We start from the raw sequence: 14,155 nt of genomic DNA on the forward strand, positions 1-14,155 counted from the left end.
TTGTTTTAAGCTTTGTTTTAATTTTCCTCAAACTCATTACTTGTTGCTTCTTAAAATTAATCAAATATATTTTTATTTATGCCTTAATCTATAAAAGCGAAACTGTTTTTATGATTGGTATTAATGGACATTAGATATCTTTTTGGGGTTGTGGAAAATTTTTTCTTGAATCCCGCAATAAAGTGGCTTCCGGTGCTGTATCCTATTTTCAGGCCGACTTCATTTACATTGTAAGAACCGCTGTCCAATAGTTTTAAGGCGAAATCCATTTTGTAGTCAAACAGAAAACCGTATACCGTATCACCATAAATTTGTTTGAAGCCTGTTTTTAATTTTTTCATATTCAGCCCAATTTCATCTGCCAGCTGCTGCAGTCCTGGCGGTTCGGCCATATTGGCGATAAGTATTTCTCTGGCTTTTTTGATTTTCAGCACGTTATCTTCATCAGTCAAAAATGGACATTGCACTGCGTTTGGATCTTCCATTTTATTGAAATACAGACTCAATAATTCATATGCTTTTCCTTTATAATAAAGGTTCTTTAGGGAAGGATGAAGGCTGTAATGAAACAGCTGGCTCAAAACAACAGCCATAGCAGGACTGATGTACGCTTTGGCATAATACTTTTTTTTCTTCTTATCGGGGCTTAAAATAGAAATATAATCTGCTTGAACGGAAAATAACGAGTGAAATTTATTAATCGAAACAATAACAGAAATCATCCATGAATTTGGAGAAAGTTCTAACTTAAGCAATGACTGATGCTGCAGATTGCACAAAATCAGTGATTTTTCCTCTTTCAATTCTAATGTGCAATGATCCTGACTGGACAAAAAAAATGCATTACCTTTTAGTGCGAAATGAAACTGTATCAGGCCGGCACCTATTTCGTGCTGTGCAGAAAAAGATTCTGAGCTGTCGTTCTGGAAACGGATAAGGGTAAGGCCGTCCTCAATTTGTATTTCTTCCTCCATTTTTTTGATATAAAAAATTATTGACTTTTCGAGATAGTTTCCAGCTGGTTATTGTCTATTGGCTTCTAAAACTGCGGCAAACTGGATATTTATTTTATTGGAAAGCTTGCTTTTAACCAAATTTGGGATTTCAATATTAAAATCACTGGCATTTACGCTGAAATTACATGAAATGCTGACCCCTGATGGTGATCTGCTTATCTTTGCAGCAGTATTTATATCCCTGGATTTACCGTGAAGTTGTAATTTGCCTTTAATGATAAAATCCTTAGCATCTGCGCTTAGGCTTTGAAGATCAAATCCTTCTATCTTTCCTTTAAATACGGCTTTTGGATATTGGTCACTTTCAATATAATTTTCATTGAAGTGTTCTTCCATTAAGGCAACCTTAAACTGGAAACCTTTCATCAGGGCTAAACTTGCAATCTCTCCTGTTGCTGGATTCAAAACAAAAGTAACATTCCGATTTACTGCTTTAACTTCTTCAAAAGAAGGAACGGAAGCTTCAAAAATGACTTTTGCCGATTTACTGACCATTTTTTCTTGTGATACGCCAATGGCGCAAAGACACAGCATTGCAATAAGTATTGTTTTTTTCATTTATTTCGCCTTTATTTTTTTTAGATCATTATCTATTTTGTGCAGCTCTTATTTTAAAACTGCAATAATTTGAATTTTGACTTTATTATCCAGTTTATATTTAATAAGCGCTGGAATCGGAATGTTAAAATCACTTGCATTTACTTCAAAATCAGATATAAAGGTGACTCTGGAACCCGATCTTGTAATTTTTGCATCGGCACTTATATCCTTGGATTTTCCATGCATTTCTAATTTTCCTTTTATGGTGTAATCTTTATAATCTTCAGTTAGATTTTTAATGTCGAATCCTTCTATTTGCCCTCTAAAAATAGCTTTTGGATATTTATCGGTTTCCATGTAATTTTCATTAAAATGTTCTTCCATTAATGCCATTTCAAACTGGAATCCTTTCATTAAAGCCAGACTTGCCACTTCTCCAGTTGCGGGATTCAAAACAAAAGTTACATTGCTGTTAGTTCCTGCAACCGGCTGAAAAGAAGGTACTGAAGCTTCCAGAGTTATTGTTGCAGATTTAGTTACTATTTTTTCCTGTGAAAAAACAATAAAAGAAGCCAATAGCATTGGCATTATTATGATTTTCTTCATGTTCTTGTTCTGGATTATTGTTCTAATAATCCATCCTGACTCCATTTATTTATAATCTCTATAGTTGTCTGGGGCAGTCTTGGCCCTCCCTGGGGCATTAAGGAACTATCTCCGTTTTCTAAAGAAACTCGTGTAAGCAGTCCTCTATTTAAAACTGCATTTTTCACCTGTTCATAAGTAACTAAAGACATCGGCGCTCCATTTTTAGGAACTGCTGCATGGCATACAACACAGTTATTATCAATAATAGATTTTACATTTTGCCTGTATGTTGCCAAACCATTAATTGGCGCAGTGTCGCTTAGGGTGCTTGGGTCGTCATTGGCACAGCTTACAAAAATTGAAGCTAATGATGAGATGGCCAGAAGGGTTTTTAGATTCATAAGATTGGTTTTTAGTTATAAATAAATGCATGACTTTAAGAATTACCAGGCATTTCAAAATCATATACGATGAAATGAATAATCCAGATTTCGAAGGAGGCATATTTAATGGTTTAAATCCAACAGGCATTTTTTAACGTAGATAAAACCAAATGCTAAAAACCAGTTATGAGAAAAAAAATACTAATTACAATTTCACTTTTTACAATAATCGGAATTTCAACGTACCTCTACCTCTACAAAGGACATAGGGATATAGAATCGGAAACTGCCGATTATGCTGTAACGGTCAGCGGACTGGAGAGAGAGTTTACCTCAAACGACTCTCTGGCTTACATCAAATATCAGGACAAAACAATTGAACTATCTGCACGGGTAACCAGTATCGATAAAGCCGGCAATGGTATTGTTATGGGCGAAAAAGTATTTGTGACATTCAAAGACCGTTTGCCGCAAAATATTATATCCGGGAAAAACCTAAAAATTAAAGGGCGTTTTTTAGGATATGACGAACTGCTTCAGGAATTTAAAATAGACCAATCTTCAGTTGTACACTAATACAAATAACAATTTAAAACTAACCTCATGAAAAACTTTATCCTATTATTTTTTTTATTTCCGCTGTTAACCTTCTCCCAAACCGATTTATTGTCCGGGGTAGAAACTCCTTCTGCAAAAGAAAAAGTGACCTCTGCATTCAAAGCCTTAAAAATCGTTAATCTCGAATCTACAAAATTGGCAGCAAAAGGCGATTTGTATTTTGTTGTTGCACACCGATTCGGCTCTATTAAAGATGGCTTTGAAGGTTTCTATGGACTGGATAATGCCAATACGCAGATTAAATTTATTTACGGTCTAACAAATGGACTCAACGTAAGTGCCGCCAGAAGTGAATTTGCTTATGACTTTGCAACAAAATATATGCTGTTTCCTCAAATAAAAGACGGCTTTCCTGTTACTATTGCTGGTTTTAATAGTTTATCTATTAATAACACATTAAAAGAAAGTCTGTATCCGAAACTTCAATTTAAAGACAGGCTGACTTATGTTGCGCAGCTGCTGATTTCCAGAAAATTTTCTGAAAAGCTGTCTTTAGAAATTGTGCCGTCATTCTTTCATCAAAACTTTGTTGATGATGTAGACCAAAGCAATTCCCAATATGCCATAGGATTTGGAGGAAGATATAAATTCGCTAAGCGCTGGTCCTTAAATATGGATTATGCGGCGCATTTAAACAGAGCGCCAAATTCACTTTATAAAAATCCGCTGTCTATTGGTTTTGATCTGGAAACCGGCGGACATGTTTTCCAGATGCATTTTACCAGTTCACAGGCAATTGATGAGGCTGGATATCTAGGAAGAACCACTGGCGACTGGACAAAAGGAGATATATTTTTTGGATTTAATCTTGCCAGGGTTTTTTAGTATCTACTTTATAATTAAATTATTAGGTAATTTCTGTATTTAAAATGATTCTAAATTAATCGATTTTCTATTATTTCTAAAACCGCAGCTCTAAAGTACACGTAGATAATTTTAAAACCATAAAAAAATTATGAAGACTAATAAAATAATTAAAAAAGGACTTTTAATTCTGAGCGGCATATTTGTACTGTTTGCCGCGATTTTGCTTTTTCACATTATAACGGCCAAACCGCCCGTTTATGACACCCCAAATCTCCAAGTAAGCAGAATCGATTTTAAATCAGATATTGATTCTCTGCAGGCCAGAAAAATTTGTGCCGACCTTAGAAGCATAAAAGGCCTGACATCAGACTCTATCATCGTTAAAAGAAATGTTGTGGTGTATTTCCACAATAATAAAATTACAAACTCGGAGAAAGTTTTCAACGAGCTGATGGCTAAAGGACGTTACGATGCGCAGCGCTATATTTTACCGGCAAATTTAGCAGACAAAGAAGTCTGCCCAATGAATCAAAATAGTTTGAGCTATAAACTGTCTCAAAAGATAAATCGTTTTTTTAATTAACCCTTTAATACTTTAAATTTATGAAAGTTTATTCAAAACTTACACTTAGTGTACTAATTGCTGCATCGGCAGCTATGATTTCCTGCAGCAGTAATGACGACGAAACCCCAGCACCGGTTAAGGCTTCTATCTACGAACGATTAGGCGGAACTAAAATGGTTTCCGATCCGGATAATTCAGGGCAGATGATCGAGCAGGGTCGTTTGAGTTTCCGTAAAGTCGTAAATTCAACTATTGGATTAATTGTTGCTGATATCCAATCCAATGCGGCAGGTAATCTGCAGGCACATTTTGCACCTTTATTGGCAGAAACCGGAACTACCCAGTCTACTAATATTGCTAAATTATCAGATAATCTGACTGATTTCTTTTCATTTAATACCGGAGGTACCAATGCTGTAAATACATATTCTGGTTTGAATATGGTTGCAGCGCATGATCCTGCGAAAAATCCTCGTATGGGAACAAAATCAAGCAGTGCAGATTATACAAAATTCGAAGGTTATGTAGGGGCAGCCGCTAATGCAAATGGAGTTGCTTCAAATACAGAGCTTTATACGGATATTGTTGCTGTTTTGGAATCATTGAGAACTCCTATAGTTCAAAAATAAATTTCTTCTCAAAACGCTGCCTGAAAAAGGCAGCGTTTTATATTTCAATACTATTTGAAGTGCGGGACTCTTAACAATATTTTAGAATCAGTATATAAATATTTTGAAAGTCTAATATCATGTATAATGGCAGGAAATTATATAAAATCGCCAATTTGAATCGATGTATTGTAAAGCGATATAGTAAGTTCTTATAGCCTTGTTATATAAATTACTTAGTAATAATTTTTTGAACTTTTTAAGGAAAGCATAAATATGGAAAATTTTAATATGTCCAGATCTACCACTTTTTACGCATTAGGGTTAAGCTATAAGAAAGCAGATGCAGTTATAAGAGGAAAATTTAGTTTAGATGCTAAAGCACAATCTGATTTATTGATGCAAGCCAAAGCAGAAGGTATAGAATCATTGATTGTTACTTCTACTTGTAACAGAACTGAAATTTATGGATTTGCCCATCATCCTTATGAACTCATCAAATTGCTTTGCGAAAACAGCAATGGTTCTGTAGAAGAATTTCAGCAGGCTGCTTATATATATAAGAATGAAGAAGCTGTCAGCCATATGTTCCGGGTAGGAACAGGTTTAGACAGTCAGATTCTGGGCGATTTTGAAATCATCAGCCAAATTAAAATCGCTTTTAATCATAGTAAACGGGAAGGTTTGGTAAATACTTTTCTGGACCGTTTAGTAAATATGGTTATTCAAGCGAGCAAAAAAGTTAAAACAGAGACTAAAATTTCTTCTGGTGCAACATCCGTTTCTTTTGCATCAGTGCAGTATATTATCCGAAATGTGGCGGATATTGGGAATAAAAATATTTTGTTATTCGGAACGGGGAAAATAGGAAGAAATACGTGCGAAAACTTAGTAAAACATACTAAAAACAGCCATATTGTCCTTATAAACAGAACAAAAAACAAAGCCGAATTACTGGCTGGCAAGCTGAATGTTATTGTAAAAGATTATGCTGATTTAAAACAGGAACTGCAGCAGGCCGATGTGCTGGTTGTAGCTACAGGAGCACAAAATCCCACTATTGACAAAACATCGCTTGCTTTACAGAAACCCTTATTGATTCTGGATTTATCCATCCCGCGCAATGTAGATGCCAATGTAGAAGAAATCCCCGGTGTAACTTTAATACATCTGGATGATCTGTCTCAAATTACGGATGACACGCTGGAAAAAAGAAAACAGCATATTCCTGCTGCGGAAGCCATTATTGATGATCTGAAATTAGAACTGAATACCTGGGTGAACGGCCGAAAATGTGCTCCGACTATTCATGCCTTAAAATCCAAGCTAAATGATATTGTATCAGCAGAATTTGCTTTTCAAAAAAGGAAAACAACCCATTTTGATGATGCACAGATGGATTTAATCAGTTCAAGAATTATTCAAAAATTAACAAACCATTTTGCCAGCCATTTAAAAAATGAAAACACTTCAGTGGATCAAAGCATTGAATTCATTGAAAAAGTATTTCAGATAGGACAGCTTGCACCGAATAAGGCTTCTTCACCAATAGAAGAAAAATACAAAATCAATCTGTCATAAATGCTTAATCAGTTTCAGTTTCAAAGCTTACCAGAGTACTGAAACAAGCCATGCAAAAATAGAACCCGTCAGCTGCGGTGCACGCTGCGACGGGCTTGTCCATAAACATAATCTTCCAAAAAATGTTTACTTAATTCTGCATGGGAGTAATCAATTCCTCATTTGGTAAAGTTAGACTAATTAATTTGGTGATAATTACATGATTATTAATTAATTTTATAATCAGCTTTTTTACTATAAATTGCCTCACGTCATTGATCCATGTTATAAAAAAGGCGGGCCGGCGTACCAAACGCTTGAGGAGTAAACTAATTTTCTGCCTCAGCTGAGCAATAATTGATAATCAGAGAGTGAGAGTGGAAAATTCAATAAATGATAAATAGTTAACGATTTAATGGGTTTTCATTATTTCAATTACTAGAAATTTTAAAAAAAGAAGTATGGGGTCTATTCCATTTTTGGCGTTCGAATCCTGTTAACTTTTAACTTACGCTAAGTTTCAATTTATCTTATTTTTCAAGTGAATTTGGAAGATTACTATTTGAAATTGTTGGTCAAAAACAGTTTATAAACATCCTCGAGGGTTAAACGCTAAAAAACGTTAAGCTTAAACTTTTTAATTAAATAAAGTATAAGTCGAAAGTATCTAATTATTGAAAGGATGCTTTAAAATTCTACTTTGGCTGCACAAATTTAAACTATTAACAGAGAAACTATTCAAGTCAAAATTTGACGATGATTTTAGATTTTTTTACTATGGCTAAGGGGTTTGGTTAAAGTTCCGCCAGAGTGCAGATCGAATCCCAAAAAGCGCATATTGATTAGTATCAATATGCGCTTTTTAGTTAGGACTTTTTATGGAATTAGACTTTTCCTAAAGTATAAAGCTGCTCCATTGTAGGTGTACGGCTTCCCCCTGCAGGTTCCAGCGTGATCCCAAAAGCTTCAGCTGAATCGGTTTGGCTTACAGCGAAGATTTTTTGAGAGTTTTCTTCAAAATTATCCAGCAGACCAATACTTGTCGGTGTAAGCACCGGACTTAGTTTTAAAGACCAAACCTGGTAAACCATTCCTTTTGGAGGGTTTGGCAGACCTGCCGCGTCGATATAAGTCGTTTTTGTTTCTTTGTTCCAGTATACTTTTGCAAATGATGCCGGAGATACTGATTGTCCGCCCAGAGTAACGCTTGTATTTTTAATGTCTCTCACAATGCTCAGATTTTTCTCAGTCTGTTTATTCTGCTGGTCTAAAATAGCATATTCTCTTTCAATTTTATTTTTTTTGCCTCCAGCCTCAGAGACTGCCTGTTTGGATTTTGTCAATTCTAAAGTCTGATATCCAAAACCTAGCAATAATAATACTGCAGCCGCCCAGCCGAAGTATTGCGGCAGGTTTGATGCTGGTTTTATATCGACAACTTTAGTATGTTTAAGCTCTAAACGCGCTTTTATTTTCTCGAAATTGGCAGCCGAGTGGAAAGGTGAGAAGCTAGATGATAAGGCCGAAACAGCTTTTTCTATAGCAATGATTTCACTTTCAACCTCAGGGTTTTTTCTGGCCAGTTCGGCAATTTCCAGGTTCTCTTTTTCTGTCAGCAGGCCGTAAACGTACATTTCTAAAATGCCTGACTCAATATATTGATTCGCTTCCATTATATCTTTAAATAATTCCTTAAGTCATTGATACAGTTCCTGTTTTGTGTCTTTACAGTTCCCAAAGGTATAGCTAATTCTTCTGAAGCTTCCTGCTGGGTATATCCTTTAAAGAATAGCAGATCAATAATCTCGATGCATTTTGGTTTCAGTTTTTTTACGAATTCCTGAATGCCAATTGCATCTAGTTTATTAGCTAATTTATTACTGTCATCTAACAGATTTACGAAATTATCCGAAGAAAGGTTTTTTTGGGTGTTGTTGAAATTTTTGGATCGCAGCTTGTCAATAGATGTATTCCTTGCAATATTAAGGATCCAAGTGTAGAACCGGCCCTTGCTTTCGCTGTAGCTATCGATGTTTTTCCAGATTTTTACAAAGACTTCCTGCAGGACATCTTCGGCTTCTTCGCGGTTTTTTACCAGAACATTTATGACCGAAAACAAGCTTTTTGAGTACATATCGTAGAGATGGGTGAAAGCCCTTTCATCTTTTTTGCGGATTAATACCAATAATTCTTCTTGGCTCATAGGATTGGATTTAAAGCTTAAATAAATTTTGATTTCTTAGAAAGTGGTAATGCCGGATAAAGGTAATTTATTTTTTACGTAACTGGCCCAAAAGCAGAAATAAAGGATATCACTTTCAAAATGCCAATTTTCGAAGGTTTATGCTATGCTGCTTTTTTTTTCCGCACAGCTGTTTTGCAGGCTTTTGAGAATGGGAATTAAACCTAGTTTTTGCCTCAGTTGAGCGGCAATAAATAATCAGAGTCATGAGGCTGGAAAATTTAAGTGGTGATCAGATTATCGGCTGTTTACAGACCAATATCAAACGGATAGTTTATCTTTTGCATAGAAACGTATTCTTTGAATAAAAGCCTGTTTAGTTGTATTAATAAAAAAATGGCGCTGATAGAGCTGGTAAAGATGGAAAGTATTTTTTAACGGCATCTGAAAATGGGCAAGAGCTGATAAAATCATAATAGTTGCAGAGGGAGATTGTGGACAAACTCTATCGCTTGGATGGCTTATGCTAAGGAATTATACAGCTGGATTAGATTTAGATTTGATCCTAGACTAAGCGGTAAGCAGAAAAGGAGGCCTGTTATTTAACAGGTCTCCTTTTCAAAAATAAAAATGAAAACTATTAATTCCAGCCGCCTCCGAGTGCTCTGTAAACATTTACAAAGGCGTTCATCTGCTGTTTTTTGGTTTCAATAAGTTCAAACTTAGATTCTAAAGCGTCTTTCTGGGTCAATAAAACTTCCATATAATCTGCCCTGGCAGAACTAAATAGGTTGTTTGATATTTGAATAGACTCATTTAAAGCCTGCACCTGCTTTGACTTTAAGTCATAGCTTTTTGCCGTATTCTGAATTTTAGACAATTGGTTGGCCACTTCAACATAAGCGTTTACCAATGTTCTCTCATAATTGTAAACAGCCTGAATCTGTTTAGCGCCAGCAGTAAAGTATTCTGCTTTAATTGCATTTCTGTTAATCAAAGGAGCTACTAAATCGCCAGCTATAGAATATAATAGAGATTCTGGAGAAGTCAGCAGATATTTAGTGTTAAAAGCCTCGTATCCGATTCCAGCAGAAATGCCCAGCGAAGGATAAAATTTAGCTTTAGCGGCTTTAATATCCAGTTTTGCAGCGATTAGTTCCATTTCGGCTTTTTTAATATCGGGACGATTTTCTAAAAGCTGAGAAGGCACTCCGGCATGAACATCTGCTGGAGTTATAGTGCTGAAAGTATTGCTGCTTCTGGTAATTTTCTGGGGAAAACGTCCCAACAGGAAATTGATTTTATTTTCCGTTTCGGTTATCTGCTGCTGAATATCAAACTGAAGGCTCTGAGTGCTTAAAATCTGCGCTTCAAATCTTCGTACAGCCAGTTCGTTTACTCGGGCAGCCTCCTTCTGTATTTTTACAACTCTTAAAGCATTGGTCTGGATATCAATATTTTGTTTGATAATTTCCAACTGATTATCCAAAGCTAGAAGCTCGTAGTACGAATCGGCTATTTCTGCAATTAAATTGGTAATTACAAAATTCTTTCCTTCGATGGAACCTAAATATCGGTTTAAAGCGGCTTTTTTTGCATTATGCAGTTTGTTCCAAATATCTACTTCCCAGCTTGAAGTAAGGGCAAAACGATAATTGGGAAGCGGATCGGGCGTTTCTCTGCCAGGCATAATCTCGGTTGTTGCCTCGCCTGAACCTGTGCTTGTATACCTTCCGGACTTGGTTAGATCAGCACCAGCGCTAAAGCCAACAAATGGCAGGTATTCACCTTTTCTGGCTTTTACTTCGCTTTTTGCAATTTCGATTTCTTGAAGCGTAATATTCAATTCCTGATTGTTTTTCAGTGCAATATCAATCAGGTTTTCTAGATTTTCATCCGTAAAATAGCTTCTCCACTTTACTTTTCCAGTGTTAAGCGTATCTAAACCATTATCGGCATAGTTTTCGGGTACTGTCCTGTTTTCTGTTTTCTCTGCAATAGAAGCCGTCTTACAGCCCGCTATAGAGAGCATTACGCAGGCAAGACCTGCGTATTTTATATTTCTGTTATTCTTCATTTTCCTGAGTTTGATTGTTTGTTGAAAAATCATCTACATGATGCATGAAATCATCAGACAATGAACTTTCTTCTTCTCCTTTAATTAGTTTTCGGCCCTCGGCCAATGAGCCAAAAATGTAATATAGTCCAGGAACTATGATTACTCCGAAAATGGTTCCGAAAAGCATTCCTCCAAGTGCAGATCCACCGATGGTCCTGTTTCCGATTGCACCGGCTCCAGAAGCAAAGATTAACGGAATCAAACCGGCAATAAAGGCAAAAGATGTCATTAAGATCGGTCTGAAACGAACTTTGGCGCCTTCAATAGCCGCTTCCAGTATTGTGGCGCCCTGCTGGTGCTTGAGGACAGCAAATTCAACTATCAGTACGGCATTTTTACCCAGCAGTCCAACCAGCATGATCAATCCGACCTGGGCATAAATATCGTTTTGCAGGCCCATAATCTGCAGAATGACAAAAGAGCCTAAAATTCCAACAGGAATAGATAAAATTACAGACAATGGAATAATAAAGCTTTCATATTGCGCCGCTAGTACAAAGTAAACGAAAGCCAATACCACTAAAAAGATATAGATCGATTCGTTTCCTCTGCCGGCTTCATCGTAAGAAAGCCCTTCCCATGCAATATCATAACCTTTCGGAAGCGTTTTTGCAGCTGTTTCCTGCACCGCCTTAATCGCGTCTGCTGTGGTATAGCCGCTTGCAGGCTGCCCCTGAATAGCGGCAGAATTGTACATGTTGTAACGCGTGATCTCATTAGGCCCCTGCGTTTTTTTAAGCGTCATAAAGGCAGAATAAGGCACCATTTCTCCATGATCATTTTTCACAAAAAGATTCAACACATCTGATGGCAGCCTTCTGAATTTTGGATCCGATTGCACGTATAGTTTAAAAAATCTTCCAAATTTGATGAATCCCTGTTCGTAGGTGCTTCCGATTAAGATATTCAGGTTTTCCATTGCCTTGCCGATAGAAACGCCTTTCTGCATAGCCAGATCGTTATTGATCTCCAACTCATACTGCGGATAATTGGCGGCGAAGAAAGTAAACAAGCCAGAAAGCTCTTTACGTTTTCCCAGCTCGGCCATAAACTGCTTGTTGATTTTATCAAATTCCTGATAATTGGTACTCGTCGTTTTGTCTAATAGACGCATAGAGAAACCTCCTGAAGAACCAAATCCTGGAATTGCGGGCGGTTCAAAAAACTCCACAACAGCCCCCAGATCTTTTGATTTCTTCTCCAGTTCTTCCATGATTTGGGTTACAGAATGTTTCCTGTCAGACCATGACTTTAAGTTAATCAGACAGGTTCCGGCATTAGAGCCGCGACCTTCGGTCATGATTTCGTAACCCGCCAAAGAAGAAACCGATTCAACTCCTTCAACACTTTCGCAGATTTTCTGCAGTTTCTGAGCGACCTGATTGGTTCTTTCCAAAGTTGCGCCGGGAGGCGTCTGGATGATTCCGTAAATGGTTCCCTGATCTTCGCTCGGAATAAACCCGGATGGAAGCACTTTGTTCTCTATAAAAATGAAAGCGCAGAATGCAATCAGGATTCCAAAAGTCAATACTCTTCGGCTTACGATTGTTTTTAAAACAGCAACATAACGGCCTGTAAGCCTTTCAAACCATCTGTTGAAAGCATCAAGCGATTTTGTCAGGATATTTCCTTTTTTCTCTTTTCCATGGTTGTTTTTCAAAAGAATGGCACAGAGAACAGGGGTAAGGGTCAAAGCTACAATAGCAGAAATGATAATCGAGCTGGACATGGTAACCGAAAACTGTCTGTAGAAGGTTCCCACCGGTCCCGACATAAAGGAAACGGGAATAAAAACGGAAACCATAACAGCTGTAATGGCAATAATGGCGCCTCCAATTTCGCCCAATACTAATTTAACGGCATGATACGGCGTAATATGCGGAAATTCTTCAAACTTGGCATGGACCGCCTCGACGACGACAATCGCATTGTCGACCACAATTCCGATTGCCAATACCAAAGAAAACAGCGTTACCAGGTTGATTGACATTCCAAACATTTGGATTACAAAGAAAGCTCCAACTAAAGATACAGGAACGGCAATAATCGGGATTAAAGTCGAACGCCAGTCTCCTAAAAATATAAATACAACCAAAGCAACCAAAATGAAGGCATCTCTTAGCGTATGGACAACCTGATCAATAGAAGCATCTAAGAACTGCGAAACGTCGTAGCTGATTTTATAATCCATTCCTGGAGGAAAACCCGCTTTCATTTCTTCCAGTTTTGCTTTCACGTCGCGAATTACATCACTCGCGTTACTTCCATAGTTTTGTTTCAGTACAATAGCGGCAGAAGGATGACCGTCCAGGTTCGAATAAATATCAAAGAATTCGCTTCCTAATTCGACTTTTGCAATATCTTTCAGGCGAATGCTTTCTCCTTCTGAATTGGCGCGTACAATTACATTTTCATATTCTTTAGGTTCGTCGTACCTGCCTTTATAAGTCAGTACATATTCTAAAGATTGTGCGGCAATACCGGAACTCTGCCCTAATCGGCCTGGACGGCCGATGATGCTTTGTTCCTGAAGCGCCTGCATCACTTCTTCAACAGAAATTTTATAAGCCCTCATTCTGTCCGGATTAAGCCATACACGCATGGCATATTTGCGGCTTCCTAATATCTGGGTTCTTGCCACACCCTTAACACGGCTGATTTCAGGAATCATTTTCACATCGGCATAGTTGTAGAGAAACTTCTCATCCATGCTTTTGCTTTTCGAATAAAGGTTCACGTACATCAGCATACTGGGCTGAATAGGAGTAATGACAACCCCTTCACGCTGAACCAGTTCAGGTAATAATGGCATTACCTGATCTACCCTTGTTTTTACCCTGATTACAGCTTCATTAGGATCTGTTCCTGGTTCAAATATGATTCTAAGAGTTGCTTCTCCGGCACTCGTTGCATCTGTCGCCATGTAACGCACGCCTTGCGTGCCGTTAAGGGAATTCTCCAAGGTGATTAAAGTCGATTTAACCAGTACATCGGCACTTGCTCCCGGATAAGCGATAAAGATATTTACGGTTGTGGGTGCAATTTCAGGGAATTGCGATATAGGGAGCTGTCTGATGGACAGCGTACCTATAAAGACAATTATAATCGAAATTATAATTGCAAAAACGGGTCTATGTATAAATTTATTAAACATGTGTTCTTTTTTTAG

13 protein-coding genes are annotated in these 14,155 nt (G+C 37.3%); 5 read left to right on the top strand and 8 right to left on the bottom strand.

Going from position 1 to position 14,155, the window contains the following annotated elements; all coding sequences use genetic code 11:
- Positions 1–83: 83 nt before the first annotated feature.
- From QMG60_RS15135 to QMG60_RS15150, 4 genes are read right to left on the bottom strand one after another with little or no spacing between them, the layout of a single operon-like run.
- The gene (locus QMG60_RS15135) at positions 84–974 is read right to left on the bottom strand and encodes an AraC family transcriptional regulator (protein WP_281865491.1); all 891 of its coding nucleotides are present in this window, start codon (positions 972–974) and stop codon (positions 84–86) included.
- Between the two features lie 48 nt (positions 975–1,022).
- Positions 1,023–1,574: a YceI family protein gene (locus tag QMG60_RS15140; RefSeq protein WP_281865492.1), complete on the bottom strand. Its 552-nt coding sequence runs from the start codon at positions 1,572–1,574 to the stop codon at positions 1,023–1,025.
- Between the two features lie 48 nt (positions 1,575–1,622).
- Entirely contained in the window at positions 1,623–2,162 is a 540-nt protein-coding gene (locus tag QMG60_RS15145) for a YceI family protein (RefSeq protein ID WP_281865493.1), read from the bottom strand.
- A gap of 14 nt (positions 2,163–2,176) precedes the next feature.
- A complete protein-coding gene (locus QMG60_RS15150; RefSeq protein ID WP_281865494.1) occupies positions 2,177–2,545 on the bottom strand; it encodes a hypothetical protein in 369 nt (122 codons plus the stop codon).
- A gap of 168 nt (positions 2,546–2,713) precedes the next feature.
- Here QMG60_RS15150 and QMG60_RS15155 point away from each other — a divergent pair, with 168 nt between their 5' ends.
- The 5 genes from QMG60_RS15155 to hemA all read left to right on the top strand — a co-directional run bounded on the left by QMG60_RS15155 (position 2,714) and on the right by hemA (position 6,706).
- The gene (locus QMG60_RS15155; protein ID WP_281865495.1) at positions 2,714–3,103 is read left to right on the top strand and encodes a hypothetical protein; all 390 of its coding nucleotides are present in this window, start codon (positions 2,714–2,716) and stop codon (positions 3,101–3,103) included.
- Positions 3,104–3,130: 27 nt separating this feature from the next.
- Positions 3,131–3,970, top strand: coding sequence for a DUF5777 family beta-barrel protein (locus tag QMG60_RS15160; protein ID WP_281865496.1), 840 nt, complete (start codon positions 3,131–3,133; stop codon positions 3,968–3,970).
- A 130-nt stretch (positions 3,971–4,100) separates the two neighbouring features.
- Complete coding sequence (locus tag QMG60_RS15165; RefSeq protein ID WP_109193293.1) at positions 4,101–4,535, top strand: hypothetical protein; 435 nt, start codon at positions 4,101–4,103, stop codon at positions 4,533–4,535.
- 20 nt (positions 4,536–4,555) lie between these two features.
- Positions 4,556–5,146 (top strand): hypothetical protein, encoded by a 591-nt coding sequence (locus QMG60_RS15170; RefSeq protein WP_281865497.1) that lies wholly within the window; start codon positions 4,556–4,558, stop codon positions 5,144–5,146.
- Positions 5,147–5,401: 255 nt separating this feature from the next.
- Entirely contained in the window at positions 5,402–6,706 is a 1,305-nt protein-coding gene (gene hemA, locus QMG60_RS15175) for a glutamyl-tRNA reductase (RefSeq protein ID WP_281865498.1), read from the top strand.
- 863 nt (positions 6,707–7,569) lie between these two features.
- On the opposite strand, the gene QMG60_RS15180 is transcribed toward hemA, so the two are convergent.
- The 4 genes from QMG60_RS15180 to QMG60_RS15195 form a co-directional block, all read right to left on the bottom strand.
- Positions 7,570–8,358 (bottom strand): anti-sigma factor, encoded by a 789-nt coding sequence (locus QMG60_RS15180; protein WP_281865499.1) that lies wholly within the window; start codon positions 8,356–8,358, stop codon positions 7,570–7,572.
- The gene (locus QMG60_RS15185; protein ID WP_109193296.1) at positions 8,358–8,888 is read right to left on the bottom strand and encodes an RNA polymerase sigma factor; all 531 of its coding nucleotides are present in this window, start codon (positions 8,886–8,888) and stop codon (positions 8,358–8,360) included. Before QMG60_RS15185 ends, QMG60_RS15180 begins: the two co-directional genes overlap by 1 nt.
- Before the next feature lie 619 nt (positions 8,889–9,507).
- Complete coding sequence (locus tag QMG60_RS15190) at positions 9,508–10,944, bottom strand: efflux transporter outer membrane subunit (RefSeq protein ID WP_281865500.1); 1,437 nt, start codon at positions 10,942–10,944, stop codon at positions 9,508–9,510.
- Positions 10,934–14,140, bottom strand: coding sequence for an efflux RND transporter permease subunit (locus QMG60_RS15195; RefSeq protein WP_202002426.1), 3,207 nt, complete (start codon positions 14,138–14,140; stop codon positions 10,934–10,936). Before QMG60_RS15195 ends, QMG60_RS15190 begins: the two co-directional genes overlap by 11 nt.
- Positions 14,141–14,155 lie beyond the last annotated feature (15 nt).

The sequence above is a fragment of the Flavobacterium sp. GSB-24 genome (assembly GCF_027924665.1).
GTDB lineage: Bacteria > Bacteroidota > Bacteroidia > Flavobacteriales > Flavobacteriaceae > Flavobacterium.

Excerpts from the sequence above, each read along its gene's own strand:
- QMG60_RS15135 (WP_281865491.1), bottom strand. The coding sequence starts at position 974 with ATGGAGGAAGAAATACAAATTGAGGACGGCCTTACCCTTATCCGTTTC.
- QMG60_RS15140 (WP_281865492.1), bottom strand. The coding sequence starts at position 1,574 with ATGAAAAAAACAATACTTATTGCAATGCTGTGTCTTTGCGCCATTGGC.
- QMG60_RS15145 (WP_281865493.1), bottom strand. The coding sequence starts at position 2,162 with ATGAAGAAAATCATAATAATGCCAATGCTATTGGCTTCTTTTATTGTT.
- QMG60_RS15150 (WP_281865494.1), bottom strand. The coding sequence starts at position 2,545 with ATGAATCTAAAAACCCTTCTGGCCATCTCATCATTAGCTTCAATTTTT.
- QMG60_RS15155 (WP_281865495.1), top strand. The coding sequence starts at position 2,714 with ATGAGAAAAAAAATACTAATTACAATTTCACTTTTTACAATAATCGGA.
- QMG60_RS15160 (WP_281865496.1), top strand. The coding sequence starts at position 3,131 with ATGAAAAACTTTATCCTATTATTTTTTTTATTTCCGCTGTTAACCTTC.
- QMG60_RS15165 (WP_109193293.1), top strand. The coding sequence starts at position 4,101 with ATGAAGACTAATAAAATAATTAAAAAAGGACTTTTAATTCTGAGCGGC.
- QMG60_RS15170 (WP_281865497.1), top strand. The coding sequence starts at position 4,556 with ATGAAAGTTTATTCAAAACTTACACTTAGTGTACTAATTGCTGCATCG.
- hemA (WP_281865498.1), top strand. The coding sequence starts at position 5,402 with ATGGAAAATTTTAATATGTCCAGATCTACCACTTTTTACGCATTAGGG.
- QMG60_RS15180 (WP_281865499.1), bottom strand. The coding sequence starts at position 8,358 with ATGGAAGCGAATCAATATATTGAGTCAGGCATTTTAGAAATGTACGTT.
- QMG60_RS15185 (WP_109193296.1), bottom strand. The coding sequence starts at position 8,888 with ATGAGCCAAGAAGAATTATTGGTATTAATCCGCAAAAAAGATGAAAGG.
- QMG60_RS15190 (WP_281865500.1), bottom strand. The coding sequence starts at position 10,944 with ATGAAGAATAACAGAAATATAAAATACGCAGGTCTTGCCTGCGTAATG.
- QMG60_RS15195 (WP_202002426.1), bottom strand. The coding sequence starts at position 14,140 with ATGTTTAATAAATTTATACATAGACCCGTTTTTGCAATTATAATTTCG.